Source organism: Aeromonas sp. S9(2024) (assembly GCF_041403185.1).
GTDB lineage: Bacteria > Pseudomonadota > Gammaproteobacteria > Enterobacterales > Aeromonadaceae > Aeromonas > Aeromonas enteropelogenes.
In genome coordinates this window covers 402,466-418,482 of the sequence record NZ_JBGLRE010000003.1, presented here as the reverse complement: position 1 = coordinate 418,482, position 16,017 = coordinate 402,466, and the positions used below count along the sequence as shown (strand labels likewise).

Annotated in this window: 13 protein-coding genes; 8 read left to right on the top strand and 5 right to left on the bottom strand. The window is 56.0% G+C overall.

The annotated features are described in order from the left end of the window. Positions 1–5 precede the first annotated feature (5 nt). The 4 genes from ACB028_RS08085 (at position 6) to ACB028_RS08070 (ending at position 5,311) form a co-directional block, all read left to right on the top strand. Entirely contained in the window at positions 6–2,336 is a 2,331-nt protein-coding gene (locus tag ACB028_RS08085) for a glycoside hydrolase family 65 protein (RefSeq protein ID WP_371143967.1), read from the top strand. After that, entirely contained in the window at positions 2,329–2,991 is a 663-nt protein-coding gene (gene pgmB, locus ACB028_RS08080) for a beta-phosphoglucomutase (protein WP_371143966.1), read from the top strand. Before ACB028_RS08085 ends, pgmB begins: the two co-directional genes overlap by 8 nt. A gap of 32 nt (positions 2,992–3,023) precedes the next feature. Beyond that, positions 3,024–4,151 (top strand): ABC transporter ATP-binding protein, encoded by a 1,128-nt coding sequence (locus tag ACB028_RS08075; RefSeq protein WP_371143965.1) that lies wholly within the window; start codon positions 3,024–3,026, stop codon positions 4,149–4,151. Positions 4,152–4,309: 158 nt separating this feature from the next. Next, entirely contained in the window at positions 4,310–5,311 is a 1,002-nt protein-coding gene (locus tag ACB028_RS08070; RefSeq protein ID WP_371143964.1) for an OmpG porin family protein, read from the top strand. Positions 5,312–5,538: 227 nt separating this feature from the next. Here ACB028_RS08070 and pdxY read toward each other — a convergent pair whose 3' ends face one another. The 3 genes from pdxY to ACB028_RS08055 form a co-directional block, all read right to left on the bottom strand. Beyond that, the gene (gene pdxY, locus ACB028_RS08065) at positions 5,539–6,402 is read right to left on the bottom strand and encodes a pyridoxal kinase PdxY (protein WP_371143963.1); all 864 of its coding nucleotides are present in this window, start codon (positions 6,400–6,402) and stop codon (positions 5,539–5,541) included. A gap of 326 nt (positions 6,403–6,728) precedes the next feature. Continuing rightward, the gene (locus tag ACB028_RS08060) at positions 6,729–7,493 is read right to left on the bottom strand and encodes a DUF429 domain-containing protein (RefSeq protein ID WP_371143962.1); all 765 of its coding nucleotides are present in this window, start codon (positions 7,491–7,493) and stop codon (positions 6,729–6,731) included. Positions 7,494–7,573: 80 nt separating this feature from the next. Further along, positions 7,574–8,137, bottom strand: a complete 564-nt coding sequence (locus tag ACB028_RS08055; protein WP_371143961.1) for a VC2662 family protein — start codon at positions 8,135–8,137, stop codon at positions 7,574–7,576. 240 nt (positions 8,138–8,377) lie between these two features. Between ACB028_RS08055 and ybcJ the strand changes: the two genes are divergently transcribed. Next, positions 8,378–8,611 carry a ribosome-associated protein YbcJ gene (gene ybcJ, locus ACB028_RS08050; protein WP_026457996.1) on the top strand — a complete coding sequence of 78 codons (234 nt, stop codon included), beginning with the start codon at positions 8,378–8,380 and terminating at the stop codon, positions 8,609–8,611. 41 nt (positions 8,612–8,652) lie between these two features. On the opposite strand, the gene ACB028_RS08045 is transcribed toward ybcJ, so the two are convergent. Continuing rightward, entirely contained in the window at positions 8,653–9,126 is a 474-nt protein-coding gene (locus tag ACB028_RS08045) for a DUF4442 domain-containing protein (protein ID WP_371143960.1), read from the bottom strand. 81 nt (positions 9,127–9,207) lie between these two features. Then, the gene (locus tag ACB028_RS08040) at positions 9,208–10,134 is read right to left on the bottom strand and encodes a LysR family transcriptional regulator (protein ID WP_371143959.1); all 927 of its coding nucleotides are present in this window, start codon (positions 10,132–10,134) and stop codon (positions 9,208–9,210) included. 163 nt (positions 10,135–10,297) lie between these two features. Here ACB028_RS08040 and ACB028_RS08035 point away from each other — a divergent pair, with 163 nt between their 5' ends. From ACB028_RS08035 to ACB028_RS08025, 3 genes are read left to right on the top strand one after another with little or no spacing between them, the layout of a single operon-like run. Further along, the gene (locus tag ACB028_RS08035; protein WP_371143958.1) at positions 10,298–11,392 is read left to right on the top strand and encodes an efflux RND transporter periplasmic adaptor subunit; all 1,095 of its coding nucleotides are present in this window, start codon (positions 10,298–10,300) and stop codon (positions 11,390–11,392) included. Continuing rightward, on the top strand, positions 11,389–14,475 hold the full coding sequence (locus ACB028_RS08030; RefSeq protein ID WP_371143957.1) for an efflux RND transporter permease subunit: 3,087 nt from the start codon (positions 11,389–11,391) through the stop codon (positions 14,473–14,475). The genes ACB028_RS08035 and ACB028_RS08030 overlap by 4 nt, the downstream gene beginning before the upstream one ends. Beyond that, positions 14,468–15,946, top strand: a complete 1,479-nt coding sequence (locus tag ACB028_RS08025; protein ID WP_371143956.1) for an efflux transporter outer membrane subunit — start codon at positions 14,468–14,470, stop codon at positions 15,944–15,946. Before ACB028_RS08030 ends, ACB028_RS08025 begins: the two co-directional genes overlap by 8 nt. Positions 15,947–16,017: the final 71 nt, after the last annotated feature.

The window sequence follows — 16,017 nt, the reverse complement described above, 5'->3', positions numbered from 1 at the left end:
CCATCATGTTCATGCGCTACGATGCCGGGCAAGCAGAACTGAAAAATTGGGTTATTGAAGAGACACAGTTCAAGCCCGCTTATCAGGGGAAATGCGAAGTGGTCATGAGCCAAGGTAATGGCTATATGAGCGCACGCAGTGCCACAGAAGAAAAGTATGTCGGCCAGACGCGCAATTTCTTTGTTGCAGGCACCTTCAACAAGTTTGACCAAGCAGAAGTTACCGAACTGCCAAATGCCACCGATATGAGTGCCATTGAAATATTTATCGATGGTGAGCGGTTTCATCTTGAACAAGGCAAGGTTGCTAATTACTCCCGACGCCTCAATGTAAAAAACGGTGAACTCATTCGTGACTTTACCTGGACCAGCCCAGGCAATAAGCGCTTTCACCTGTGCTTTCGTCGCTTTATCTCCATGGTGGATCTGCATCTGATAGCGTTTTCCGTGCACATCGAGGCCATCGATAGCGACGCCGAGGTGGAGATCCATTCAGGGATTGATGCCCAGCTCACCAACTCGGGGGCACAACACTTCCACGAAGGCGAAAAGCGCTTCTATGACAAGCGCTATGTCGAACTGCTGCAACGCACCACCGAAAGCGGCATCGACTTTGTGTTTGTCACTACCCATCGCTATGAACTCAACGGTCGCGAGCTTGAGCTGACTCCAACACTCGTCATGGCACGCCGCAAGGTGTGGACCGGCATCAGATGCGAGTTAAAGGCGGGTGACACCTTTGGCCTCGACAAGCTGGGGGTTGTGCACACCTCCCGTGACAAGGAGTTCGATACGCCAGATTATAAGTTGCAAGCCCTGCGCGATCACACCTTGGCCCATCTCAAAACGTGCGCGAAACAGCGCTTCGATGTCCTGCTCGCGGCCAGTGCGAACGAATGGGCAAAACGCTGGAACAGCATGGATATCACCATTGTCGGACCTGATGTTGACCAACTGGCGATACGCTTTGCCCTGTATCAGCTAAACATCTTCTGCCCGATGCATGACACCCGTTTCAGCATAGGGGCCAAGGGACTCTCTGGTGAGGGGTACAAGGGGCACACTTTCTGGGATACAGAAGTGTTTATGCTGCCATTTTTCACCTACACCATGCCCGACGTTGCCCGTGGTCTACTGACGTATCGCTACCGAACGCTGCCTGAGGGGCGTAAAAAAGCCCGCGCCAATGGCTATCTGGGCGTGCAGTTCCCGTGGGAATCAGCCCTGACGGGTGAGGAGGTCACCCCTATATGGGGGGCGGTAGACATAATAACTGGTCAATCCACCAAAATATGGTCGGGATTTACTGAACAACATATCACCTGTGATATCGCCAATGCCGTGTGGCAATATTACCAGCTCTCCGGCGATCAGCTATTCATGGATGAGATGGGTTATGAAATTATATTCGATACTGCTACTTTCTGGTGCAGCCGCCTCGACTGGCTAGAAGATCGCAATATGTGGGGCATCTGTAACGTCATCGGGCCGGATGAGTACAAAGAGCATGTTGATAATAATGCTTTTACCAATTATATGGCGGCAGAGAATATCCGATTGGCAATCCGCTGCTACGATACACTGTCAATGGATAACCCGGTGCTGCTGGCCAAGCTCAATGCCAATCTGACTCTCGACCCTACTCTTTGGCGAAAACGAGTCGATAATATCTATCTTCCCCAACCACGAACGGAAGACAAGGTCATTGCGCAAGATGATACCTACCTGCAAAAAGCGATCATCGATCTGACCAAATACAAGCAACAGCCATTTGTCGGAGGCCTTTTTCAGGACTATAGCCTGGATCAAGTGAACCAGATTCAAGTTTCCAAGCAGGCCGACATCATGATGCTGTTTTTCCTGCTGGGGTCCATGTTTGACCTGGAAACCAAATTGGCCAACTGGAATTATTATGAACCAAAGACCCTGCATGACTCTTCCCTGAGTCTCTCAACCCATTGCGTACTGGCTGCCGACATGGGTCACACAGAATACGCCTACCAACTGTTTCGCCAGGCGGCCACCATTGATCTTGGCCAAAACATGAAAAGTTCCGATCACGGTATTCATGCTGCTTCCATGGGGGGAACCTGGCAATGCGTAGTATTCGGCTTTGGCGGAGTCCGTTTGCTGGATGACAAGTTGTGCATCAAACCAAATTTACCCAGAGAGTGGCAACAAATTAACTTCCCGCTGTTTTATAAAGGTCAACGTTTGGAAATAAGCGAGGATCATAAAACTATCTCTATTCGCCGCCAACCCGGCAATTCCCTCTCCATTGAAATAGCCGGTCAAGACCGCACTATTGACAGCACTGAGGTAATATTCCATGTGTAAGGCATTTATTTTTGATCTGGATGGCGTCATCACCGATACGGCTGAATTGCACTTTCAAGCTTGGTTGCGTATGGCAAATGAAGAGGGTTATTACTTCGATCGCAAGATCAATGAGCAACTGCGGGGCGTTTCTCGCCGGACATCGCTATCCATTATTCTGGCTGGTACCAAACTCTCTGAAATACAGACGACCGTTTTGATGGCTCGCAAGAATAAATATTACCTGGAGCAATTGGAAAGTCTTTCTGAAAAAGACATTTTACCAGGTATTCGTTCGTTATTGCTGGAACTAAACGCACGAGGAATTAAAGTCGCAGTGGCTTCCGCGAGCAAGAATGCGCGCTACGTTCTATATCAGTTGGGCCTCATTCCGCTATTCGATGCTATTTGTGACGGTTGGTCTGTAGTTCGCAGCAAACCAGAGCCAGACATTTTTATTTATGCGGCTGGACAATTGAGAGTCAATACCTGTGATTGCATTGCTATGGAAGATGCCGAGGCTGGTATTCATGCAGCCAGAGCTGCCGGTATGCAGGTTGTGGGGATAGGTCCGAGTGCGCGAGTTGGCCAAGCCGACTGGCATTTTAATGACACAGCAACATTTGACCTTACCACTGTGCTCGAAAACGCGGAGCCAAATATGATGCTGGGATAATTCAACCGTTCGATAACCATAAGGATAAAGATATGGCCAAGCTGGAACTAAGCAATATCAATAAGATTTATCCTGACGGCACCCATGTCATCAAGGATGCAAATCTGACTATCGAGGAGGGTCAATTCACTGTATTTGTTGGTCCTTCCGGTTGTGGCAAATCAACCATGCTACGCATGATTGCCGGGCTGGAGGAGATAAGTTCCGGACATATGAGCCTTGATGGAGCAACAATCAATGATCTGTCACCCACTGCTCGTGGCATTGGCATGGTTTTCCAATCCTATGCGCTCTACCCTCATATGACAGTTTATGAAAATATTGCCTTTGGTCTAAGGATGGCAAAGAGCGGCCGTGAGCAAATTCAAACCCGAGTCAAGCGTGTTGCCGATATGCTGGAGCTCAGCAGTTTGCTCAAACAGCGGCCCAGTCAATTATCGGGTGGACAACGTCAGCGAGTTGCCATTGGTCGGGCAATTGCCCGGGACCCCAGACTCTTTTTATTAGATGAGCCTTTGTCCAATCTTGATGCATCACTGCGAGTACGGATGCGGCGACAGTTGTCCGAATATCATAAAAAATTCAATTCAACCATTATTTATGTTACCCACGACCAAGTCGAGGCGATGACACTGGCAGATAGAATAGTGGTACTGAATGAAGGAGTGATTGAGCAAGTCGGCTCACCATTGGATATCTACTATTTCCCACAGACGTTATTTGTGGCTGGGTTTATCGGCTCACCAAAAATGAATTTATTGCCCGCAACTCTCAACGCGACCCGACCCGGTAAAGCTAGCGTTGTGGTAGGTAATCATTCATTCGACGTTGATGTAGACCTTGGATTATCCACTGCTACTACAGGGGCCATGATGACATTGGGAATTCGCCCGGAGGATATTCATATTGATGATCACGGAGTGACTACCATGATTGAAGGTATAGAGCGACTGGGAACAGAGTCACTGATTTATACTCGCTTGGAAAGGAGTGATCATAAACTGCTGATCCGTGTGCCTGGTACCGTTCAACATTCAGTCAATCAGAACCTGAAAATTCAAATCTCTGCAGAAAAATGTCATTTATTCAATAATAAAGGTATCGCATTTAAAAGATGCTTGAGCATGACACAGCCGATCACGCCGGGGGGGCGAGTATGAGTTGATTCTTGGTTATTCAGTTATCCTCCAGATTAAATAATCTGGCATAACCTATTATTACAGGCCACTTTGTTGTTACCACAACTTGCATATTGACACACCAATAAAATCAATACTTAAAAAACGTTCAGGCTAGTTTGATACTCAGGAGCAAATCGATGAATTATTTCACTTATGCTATTTTTGGCATTACTGGCTTACTATTTTATAACCAAGCGATAGCGGGTACAGATAAAACTACCCGAGATAACAAATTAAAATCTCAAATAGAAGCGCTTAAACGTGAATACTCCATTGCCGAGTTAATGTCTGCCTTGGGAGAAAAACCAGAATCAGATTCCAGCTTCCACGGTTCACTTGGCTCCAACGTTGAAGTGGAACATATAGAGCGAGAGGATGGCGTTACCGAAGGAAAAGTCAAAATAACGTTAGCCCAAGGTAATTTCCGTCATGATGATCTGCCTGGTTGGGATGTAGGATTTTATTCTGGCCGAGAAGAGCTATATAGTGGTCCCCTAACGCATGCAGATTATAACCGTGGTGTTAATTCTATTAATGAAATTTACGCCAATCGTGCTTATAACACAGATGATGGCTATTATGGCTGGGGAGTGAAATTAGCACAAGAGAGTCTGGACAAACGAACAATGCCAGAGGTTAAAATTTTCGGTGGTTATAACATTAGTGATAATCTTACTTTTAATGGTTATGGACTTTATCAAATTCAGTATAAGCGAAATACCGGTGATTTTTCTTACTGGGAAATTGAACCAGGCCTTGCCTATAAACTATCAGAGCACAGTGGCATATGGCTTAATTTTCGCTATCAAGAGGGATTATGGTCACCAAAGGCTGGTGACCAGGAAAATGAAACTGAGTGGTTTATTAAACCTGGTGTATTTTATAACTGGGGGGAATTGAGCGCTTCATTATGGGGAGAGTTTGGTGAATTTAAAAAGGACAATAATACAAACGGTAATAAAATATGGCGTGAAAAATATGCCAAGTATGGTTTATCAACCAATCTAAAGTTAAATAGAAATTGGAGCTTATTTGGTGAATTTAGCTACAAAAATATCTCTTTTGATAATTATGGTGACAACCGGCGTTTCGGTGGTTATATCCCGTTGTTGATCATGGGGGTTAATTACAACTTCTAAATTCAAGCTGGCAGCCGCACAAATTGACTGATTGATCCAAATGACGAGTTTCCCCAGCTTCTCGTCTGATGAGTATCGCTACCCACTACGCGCCAAAAAGCTGCTTGCCCCATCAGGGGGATGCACTGTCTTGAGAAGGCGGCATGCCTGTCCAGTTAATTGACTTGATTATCCGAGCCCAGGTCACTGCGCTCACACAGGCCTCACCGCCATCCCAACACTCTTCCTTACGCCAGTCGTTCGGCACGGGCCTGGATAACCGGCTCGGCAAAGGCGCCTTGCGCCGCAATGAGTTGCAACTCATAGGCATCGGCCCGCCAGGTCTCCTGCAGCACTCGATCCACCGCCGCATTGGTACGTTCAAAGGCACTCACCGCATCAAACCCTGCCTGCAGATTGGCCAGCATCAGGGCACTGATAAGATCGCCGACACCGACCGGCTGGCGAGCAAACTCATAGAGCGGACGGGCGATGAGGTAATCCCCCTCGGGAGTGGCCAGCAGCATCTCGAAGCGGCCGGGGTCTTGGGCTGCCCGTCCCAGATGCTTAACCAGCACCATGTTCACGCCCCGGGCCAGCAACCGATGGGCAGCGGCACGGGTCTGGGCCAGATCCGTCAGATGGGTGTCGCACAGGGTCTCCAGCTCCAGCAGATTGGGGGCCATGATGTCGGCGACCGGCAATGCCTGTTCGGTGAGAAAACGGGTAACACCGGGGGCGACAATACATCCCTTCTCCGGATGGCCCATCACGGGATCGCAGAAATAGATGGCATTTGGATTGGCGGCTTTGACGGCCCGAACCACTGTCAGGATCTCATCCCCCTGCTCGGCCGATCCCAGATAGCCGCTCAGTACGGCGTCGCAGCGGCTTAGCACCTCGATATTGCCAAGCCCCTCGATCAGGGCGCTGATATGGCCGGCAGGCATCGCCATCCCCTGCCACCCCTGGGCATATTGGGTGTGGTTGGAAAATTGCACCGTGTTGATGGGCCACACCTCCATGCCAAGACGACGCATGGGAAACACGGCGGCGCTGTTGCCGGCACAGCCAAACACCACATGGGACTGGATTGAGAGAATGCGTTTCATCGACACCACCACACAGAAGAGCCAGGAGAAAAAGCAATATATCGGATGAAGAGAGTGACGCACCACCACTCTCTGGCACGAACAACAAGAAAAATCGTCAACTGCAGACGAATTGACCAATTTAGCGCTTGCCAAGCGACATTCTGTAACGCTGCCTCGTGTTAACAGGCATTGAGTTGGGGAATGTCATCTCTTGTTTGATGGCATATACGAGCAAAATATCGCCACTGAATTTCAACGCTCCGCTCAAAGTTGTCTGCCAGCATGATGCCAGCTGGTGCCCACTTGTCGGCCCCGCCAAAACGGGGCAGATCAGAGCCTGCCCGCTATGAGGCGCAGGACGCGTTGAAGTGATAGACCCAGCCTTCGTCGCGGGCCATCCCTACGGGTGGCATCACCAGAGGTGGCAATTGGCTCACCCTGCCAGCGGCGGCATATTGTAGCGCCATCAGGGCGCACAGGGCGGCGTCGTAACGATCTGTGCCTGCTACCACCCCCTCTGGCAGCAAGGCGGCCAGTTCGGGGCGCGCTGTCGAGGCCTTTCCTCCCTGTTTGGCCAGGGCCGGATAGACTTCCAGCACGGCGCGCTCGGCCCGCGCCTGCACCTTGGGAACCAGTTGCAGATCCGCGAGGTGGGGAAGCATGGAGAGGGCCAGGGTCGCGTTGTTGCCCAGGCGGTCGAAGGTGGCCGAGAGGGGCTTCTTGCCATACTGCTGGTGCAGCCAGCGCTCGCAGTCACGATAGGCGTAGGGGTTGTCTATTTCCCGCTCCGGCACGGCGCAGGAGAGCGGCTTGCCGGCAAGCAGATCTCCCAGCGCACGCGGGAAGGCGAGCGGCGCATCGATGCCAAGGGCTAAGTGCGAACAGGCCTCCACCTGCATCAGGGTCAGCTCGTTTTGCAGGGCCGGACGCAGCAAGGAAGCAAGATCCGGCGCCACCCGCGAGCTCAGGCGAAACAGCGGCGAGACCCCCAGCCAGTGCAGGGTGTCGCTTTGCGACCGCCATCCCACCACGGCGACCGCCTGGGCGCTGCCCTGCCAGCCGCGCACATCCCAGCCAATTCCGATTGCGTTCATCTGCCCTGCCGTCATCTGTTACCTCTTCACCTGTCGCGGGTTCAAGGGGCACAGGGTAATCAGCGCCGGCCCTTAACGCAAAACGGATTGTGCCGTCAGAAGGATTTCTGGAAATTCACCAGTGGCAGAATGGGGAATACGCCATTCTCGGCATAGTTGGCCAACCCGATCTGCAACCCATCAAGATGCTTGGTCGCATTGACAAAGCCAATCTGGAAGGTGGTACGTTCGGCATAATTGATGAAGCCGATGTTGGCCAGCGCATTGCCCCGGGCTATGTTGACTCCCCCCCAGTTGAGCCCCTTCACATTGTTGGTCAGGTTGACGAACCCCAGGTTGACGCCGGTATCCTGCCCGTCATGCCAGTTGACCGCGTTGATGGCCACCCCGCCAAACTGGTGGCGCACCCGCCCGGCCCCAAGAAAGACCCCGAGCTGCAAACCGGTAAACTGATCCACGTCGGAGAGGGCGAAGATCGGCAAGTCAATCCCCTTCACTTGCCCGGTACGGCCATAGAGAAAAGAGGCTCTCCCCCCTTCCACCTGATGGGACGCAGGCAGATTGACGCCAGGCAGGGAAAATTGCACCGGCGTACTGGCCTGGGCCACGCCACACAGGGTCAGTGCACCACAGGCGAGCAATACGCGAGAAAAAGTCATGGGTCGTTCCTTGAGTCATTTGAATAGTGTGAGGATCCTAACAACAAGCACAAATCAGCGCATACCGGGTCTGACGGGTTGCGTCATCTTGCGTCCGATCAGGCGCGCTTCCATGAGCAGGACCACATATTTGAGGCCACTTTTTCCATCGTGAGGCCGCCCTTCCCTTTCCTTGCCTGCCTGAACTGCCTAAAATGGCCGCCCTGCTGTTTCGGCATTCATCCATCTAGAGGATTTCCCATGGAAACGTTTCTGCTCGAAGGTCACCCCTTCGTTGCCTTGTGTGATCTGATCAAGCATCAGGGCTGGGCCGATTGCGGCGGCGCCGCCAAGGCGCTTATCGCCGAAGGTCTGGTGGAAGTGGACGGTCAGGTTGAAACCCGCAAGCGCTGCAAGATAGTGGCCGAGCAGGTGGTCAACTTCAACGGCATGAAGGTGGTGGTCAAAGAGGGAATGAGCCCGCAAATCGGCTGATCCCCGCCTTTGATGGAAGAGGTACTCCCTCTTCCTTGAACTTAGCTGGCCCTGATCGACAGGGTCAGCACGAAGCGCGCCATCGCCTCATCCCCGTTTAGCGACGGGCAGGTGGCCACCACCCGGATGGGGCGGTTGATGCGCTGACCACTCGCCAGCGACTCGTCAATCATGGCATCGATCTCCTCCCCCGCTGCGCAGTCAAATTGCACGTCCCCTTCCGGGCGCTTCAAAAACTCCCCCTGTACATCCTTGAAGGCAAAGTGCACCTTTTTGCGCCGCTGCCGCCCCTTCTCCATCACCAGCAGCCCCCCCACCAGATCGGCGCCGGTCGCCAGCGCCCCGAAATACATGCTGCCGAGGTGATTGCGGGTACGCCAGCCCAGCGGGATACGAACGCGCAGCGCCCGCGCGTCCATCTGTTCGATGACGGGGGCACAAAATCCGATGACGGGAATATAGCGCCAGGCAAACAGCCGCAGCGACAGGTTGGCTTTCAAACGTTGCAAGTCCATATGCAAACTGATCCGATGAGTTGATGTAAACAACATGTTGCCAGCATGGCTCGCCGGATTCAAGGCAACTGCGGCCACCTGCTATTCGCGGGGCGCTCTCACCGCCACCTGCCGCGGCTTCTGCTCGGGCAGCAGGCTCGCCATCTCGGCCAGGATGTAGTCGATGAAGAGGCGCGCCGCGTAGGAGAGCCCCTTCTTGCCGGGATAGACCAGCCAGATGTTGTCCAGGGTGGTTTCATATTCCGGCAGCAGATCGATAAGCTCGCCGCTCTCGACGAACGACTTGACGATGATCTCCGGCAAGATGCCGATACCATCCCCCTGAAAGACCGCATGACGGATGTAATAGGAGCTGTTCGAGATCACCCTGCTGTGGATCACCACCTCGCCCCGATTGAAGATCAGCCGGTTGTCCAGCTGGCCATCCAGCAGTCGCAGGGTCAGCACATTGTGCTGGTGCAGATCCTCGAGGGACTCGGGCCTGCCGTGCCGCGCTATATAGTGGGGGGTTGCATAGAGCTTGCGGGTGAAGGGCATGATGGGCCTGGCGACGAAGCTGCCATCGTTCACCACGCCGATATGGATGCTGGCATCCAGACCGTAATTGAAGATATCCCGGTAGCCGACACTGCTCAGATGCAGCTCTATGTTGATCTTGGGGTATTTCTCCAAAAAGCGCTTGAGCAGATCGTGGATGAAGATGTCGGATTCATTGAGCAGGCCAATCTTGATGTTGCCGGTGGGCTCGTGACTCTGGGTCCGGATCTGCTCATGAGTGTGATCCAGCATGGGGATGATGTTTTGCAAGCTGTTGTAATACTCCAGCCCCACCGAGGTCATAGTCAACCGGCGGGTCGTGCGGGTCAGCAGCTTCACATTCAGCTCGTCCTCAAGATCCTTTATCCGCCGGCTCACGTTGGAGCGCGGAATATTCAGCGCATCGGCGGCACTGGTAAAGCCCCCCAGCTCCACTACTGACAAAAACAGTTTGAGATCGTCGATCTTCATCTCGGCCCCCGCCTCTTCATCCAGCCCCGCAACACGTCGGCTGCATCCCTTATCTCTTCATTGTCACGAAAATTGAGACAGTGATGATAATTTCGCCCTGATTATCTCACTAATTGGATTCGATAACATATATCCATCACACCTGAATAACTGGATTTTCCCCATGCAATACCCCCTGTTTTCCCCTCCTTGCCTCTCGGTACTCATACTGGGAAGCTTGCTCGCCGGCTGCGGCACCGACACGGCCACCGAAGTGGTCAAGCCGCCGCGGCCGGTGAATGCCATGCAGCTCTCCGACAGCAAGAGCCTCTACAGCCTGAAGTTCAGCGGCGAGATCAAGTCGCACCAGAATGCCAACCTCGCGTTTCGTGTGCCGGGCACCCTGGAGCAGATCCTGGTCAAGGAGGGAGACAGGGTCAGTGAAGGACAGGTGATCGCACGCCTCGACCCCCATGATTTCCGGGTTCAGCGAGATGCCATCAAGGCCCAGCTTGGCGAGGCGAAAGCCGCCTACAAGCTGGCAATCGTCGAACTGAGCCGCACCCGCCAGGCCGTGCAGGACAGAGCCATGGCCAGCATCAACCTGGAGCGCGCCACCAGCGCCAAGAATCAGGCCAATGCCCGGGTCCAGATGCTGCAGCAATCCCTCAAGCAAGCCGAAGACGCTCTCGCCTACAGCGAGTTGAAGGCGCCGTTTGACGGGATCATCGGCCAGCGCTCTATCGAGGAACACGAACAAACCTCGCCGGGTCAGCCTGTCTTCTCCCTGCACCAGCCGACCGCGCTCGATGCCGTGGTCGACGTACCGGAACAGCAGATCGGCCAGATGAGAAGCGGGATGCAGGCCAATGTAACCTGGTATCGCCAAGAGGCCAGCGTCAAAGCAGTCAGCACCGAGATCGCCAGCCTGCCGGATCCCCTCAAGCGCACCTACAAGGTGACCTTCAAGTTGCTGGATAACTCGCCCGAGCTGGTGCCCGGCAAATCCATCAACGTCGAGCTGGCCCTGCCCGCCAGCGAGCGCATCTATTGCCTGCCCGCCACGGCTATCAAGAGCCTGGGTGGACAACCCCAGGTGGTGGCCATCAAGGCCGCGGCGGCCACCCACGTGCCCGTCACCATCGTCAGCCAGCGCCACGACACCCTCTGTGTGGAGGGCGAACTCAACGCGGGCGATCAGATCGTCACCGCCGGCAGCGCCCTGCTCAAAGAGGGTCAGGCCATCGCCGTCATCAACCAGGTGGATGGGCAGTCATGAATCTCTCATTGTTCGCCATCCGGCAAAAGACCTTCGTCATCTTCTTTGCCACCCTCTGCGCCATCGCAGGGGTCTACTCCTATTTCGATCTCGGCAAGCTGGAAGACCCCTCCTTCACGGTGAAGAGCGCCGTCGTCGTCACCCTCTATCCGGGCGCTACCGCCCAGGAGGTCGAACAGCTGGTCACCGACAAGATAGAGACCAAGATCCAGGAGATGGGGTCGCTATGGAAACTCAGATCCCTCTCCCGTCCCGGCAGCTCGATGATCTTCGTCGATCTGCAGGAGAAATACGGCACCGACGAGCTGCCCCAGCAGTGGGACTTGCTGCGCCGCAAGATCCAGGACGTCAAGCTGGAGCTGCCCGTCCAGGCCCAGGTCAGCATAGTGCAGGACGAGTTCTCCGAGGTGTATGGCATGCTGTTCGCCGTCTATGGCGATGACATTCCCATGCACCAGCTGAAAGATCAGGCCCGTGAACTGCAGCGCAGGATCAAGGCGGTGCCCGGGGTCAAGAAAGTGCAACTGCATGGGGTCAACGAACAGGTAGTCAACATCGACGTCTCCGATGAGCGCCTGGCCGAGAGCCACATCTCCTTGGCGGAGCTTGTCACCCAGCTCAACAGCCAGAACGTCCCGGTGCAGACCGGCGACTATCACCTCGGCATCGAGAATCTGCGCGTCGCCCAGAGCGGCCAGTACCGTAACGTGGAGGATATCCGCAACCTGATGCTCACCACGGGGCAGCCCGGGGCCGGCACAGGCACCTTGCGCCTGGGGGACGTGGCCGATGTCTACCTCTCCTACCAGAGCCCGGCCCTGACCGAGAGTCGCTACAACGGCCAGCAGGCCATCACCCTCGCCGTCAGCCCCCAGGACGGGATCAACGTGGTCAGCATCGGCGACGAACTGACCCGGGTATTGCAGCAATTCGAGGCCGAGCAACCCCTTGGCACCGGGGTTGGCGTCATCGCCTACCAGCCCACCGAGGTGATGAAGTCCATCAACAACTTCGTGCTCAATCTGATCGAGAGCATCGTCATCGTGGTGGTGGTGCTGCTGGTCTTCATGGGCTGGCGCAGCGCCACCATCGTCGGGGCCAGCCTGTTGCTGACCATATTGTTCACCCTGGTCTACATGAACCTCACCGGGGTCGATCTGCAGCGCGTCTCTCTCGGCTCCTTCATCCTGGCGCTCGGGATGCTGGTCGACAATGCCATCGTCATCGTGGATCTGTTTGCCGCCAAGCTGCGCAAGGGAATAGAACGCACCACCGCCGTCAAGGAGTCGGTACAGGAGATGGCGTTGCCGCTCCTGGGGGCGACCGTGATCGCCTCCCTCGGGACCGCCCCCGTGCTGCTCTCCCAGACTGACTCGGCGGAGTTCTCCCTCTCCATCGTCCAGGTGTTGTGCAGCTCCCTGCTGCTCTCCTGGGTAGTCGCCATGGTAGTCACCCCGTTGATGTGCTGGGCCTTCATCAAGGCATCGAGCCAGGATGAGAGCAGCGCGCCCAAGAGCAAGGTGGCCCGCCTCTATCACCAGGCTGTCAACTGGACGGTGGAGAACCCCAAGAGCGCCCTTGCCCTGGTGTTGCCCCTGCTGCTGCTCACCGTGCTGAGCGCGCCCCTGCTCAAGGTCAACTTCATGCCGAGCTCGGATCGCAGCATTGTCTTTCTCGACTACTGGCTGCCGAGCGGCGGTCGCATCGACAACGTCTCCCAGGATATGAAGGTGATCGAACAGTGGCTGTTGCAGCAACCCGAGGTGGCGAGCATCTCCAGCTACATGGGCGAGAGCGCCCCCCGTTTCTCGGTGACCATAGAGCCGGAGCCGCTGGATCAGAGCTACGGCCAGATCCTGATCAACACCAAACAGTTTGACGACATAGCACCGCTGGTCGCCCGGGGCGATGCCTGGCTCGCAAGCCGCTTCCCCTATGCCGAACCCAGATTCCGCCCGCTCAAGCTGGCCACCAAGGACAAGTTCAGCATCGAGACTCGTTTCGAAGGGCCGGATCCCAAAGTGCTCAAACAACTCTCGGCACAGGCGCAAGCCATCATGCAGGCCCATCCCGACACCAAGTACATCCGTGATGACTGGCGTCAGGAGAGCAAGGTGATGACCCCCATCATCAACCAGGCAGCCGCGCGCCAGGCGGGCGTCACCCGGACCGATATCGCCCTGGCTATCAGCCGCGCCACCGAAGGAGTACAGATAGGCACCCTGCGCCATCAGGACGACATGATCCCCATCAAACTGCGAAGCGCCAACGGTTCCCTGGAAAACCTGGAGAGCCTGCCGGTACGATCCGTCCTCGGCCAGCACAGCGTACCGCTTGGCCAGGTCATCGACGGCATCGAGATCACCGGGGAAGAGAGCATGATCTGGCGCCGCAACCGGCTCCCGGCCATCACGGTGCAGGCCGACGTGAAGGGGGGAACCACAGCCTCCGAGGTGCGCAAGGAACTAGCCCCCCAGCTGGAGGCCATCAAACTGCCCGCCGGTTATGAGATGCACTGGGGCGGCGAGTACTACGACGAGAAGCGCTCCATCGACGATCTGATGGAGCAGAACCCTAAGGCGGCGGTGATGATGCTCATCATACTGGTGGCCCTGTTCAACGCCTATCGTCAGCCCATCATCATCTTTACCACGCTGCCGCTGGCATCGATTGGCATCATCTGGGCCTTGTTGCTCACTGACAAGCCATTCGGCTTCATGGCCATCGTCGGTATGATCTGCCTCTCGGGCATGATCATCAAAAACGGCATAGTGCTGCTCGATCAGATTGAGCTGGAACGGCGCAGTGGCCGCACCATCGCCGAGGCGGTCAAAGAGGCAACCCTCAACCGCACCATGGCGATCTCCATGGCGGCACTGACCACGGTGCTCGGCATGGTGCCGCTGTTGACCGACAGCCTGTTCGATCAGATGGCGGCCACCATCATTGGCGGTCTGGTCGCGGCCTCCGCGCTCTCGCTGTTCATCATGCCTGCGCTCTACATGCTCTTCTTCCGGGCGGAGCAACAAGCTGAAGCCACAGCCCATAAACAGATTACCGAAGAGGAAAACCGCCATGAATAAGCGCAGCATGGGCGCGATTGCGACCCTGATCATGCTGGGGGGCTGTGCCATGGCCCCCGATTACCAGCCCCCCGAGAGCCGCCTCAACAACGTCTATCTCAATCAGGGGGCCCAGGGCACCACGCCCCGGGGTAAACCCGGCCACACCTGGTGGGCCCAGTTCCACGACCCCCAACTCAACGACCTGGTGGCGAGGGCACAGCGCCAGAACATCACCCTGAAGATCGCAAGCCAACGCATTCAGGCGGCCCAGGCCTACCAGAGCGCCGTGGCGTCGTTCAAGGTACCAACCCTGACCCTGGGAGCCGGCTATGCCGACATCCGCCTGAGCGAAAACGAAGCGCTGATGGGACAGGTGGTGAGCGGCATCGCTCTGCCCCCGGCGCTCGGGGGAGGCACGGCCAAGCTGATGGACAGGGATCCCACCGAGACGTTTGTCGGGATAAATGCCGCCTGGGAGCTGGACCTGTTCGGTCGCATCGACAGCCTGAGCCAGGCCGCCGCCATTCGCGCCGAGCAGGCCGAGATCATGCGCCAGGGGCTCAACACCGCCATGACAGCCGATGTGATCAGCAACTACCTGCAATATCGCGGCGCCGAGGAGCGCATCGCCATCGCCACCAAGAACATGCGCGAGCAAGAGGAGACGCTGGCCATGGTCGAGTCATTGCAGCGCACCGGTTACGGCTCGGAACTTGATGTGGCCAATGCCCGCGCCGGCCTTGCCGCCGCCAAGGCCAGCATCCCCATGCTGGAGACGGCCAGGAGCGTGCACCTGAGCCGGCTTGCCGTGCTGCTGGGGGAGCCCGTCAGCCAGACCCGGGCCCGTTTCTCGCCTGCGCCCCTGCCGAGCATGAAGGCGCTGGTGCCAACCGGCCTGCCCGCGTCGCTCTTGACCCGTCGACCCGACATCGCCATCGCCGAGCGGGCCATCGCTGCCAAGAATCAGGAAGTGGGCGCGGCCATCGCCGACCGCTATCCCAAAGTGTTCCTGACCGGAGCCCCCGGTCTGGTCTCCGGCGAGACAGGCTCCCTGTTCGAATCGGGCTCGACCACCTGGGCCCTTGGCGCCGGTGTGTCGTGGAACCTGTTCGACGGCGGCCGCGGCGAGGCCATGGTCAAAATTCAGGAGGCGGGGCTGAAAGAGGCGGCGCTGGCCTACCAGAACCAGGTCAACAGCGCCTTCAACGAGGTGGAAACCACCCTGGTCGCCTACGGCAACAGCCTGCAATACAGCAAGCATCTGGGCGAAGCGAACCAACAGGCGCAAACCGCCCTCACCAAGGCCAAGGCCCTCTACCGGGCCGGTCTGGTCAACCACCTTTCGGTGCTGGACGCCGAGCGCCAGCAAAACAGCGTGCAGGATGCCGAAATCGTGGCCCGGCTTAACAGCGCCACCAATGTGGTCCTGCTGCACAAGGCCCTGGGGGGAGACTGGGAAGTTCCTCAACCTGCCCCGAGCCAAGGGTAAGAGCACACCCCAGAAACGACATCACCGGCCCATGGCCGGTGATGTCGTTTTCACTGCTTGCAATTGACCCG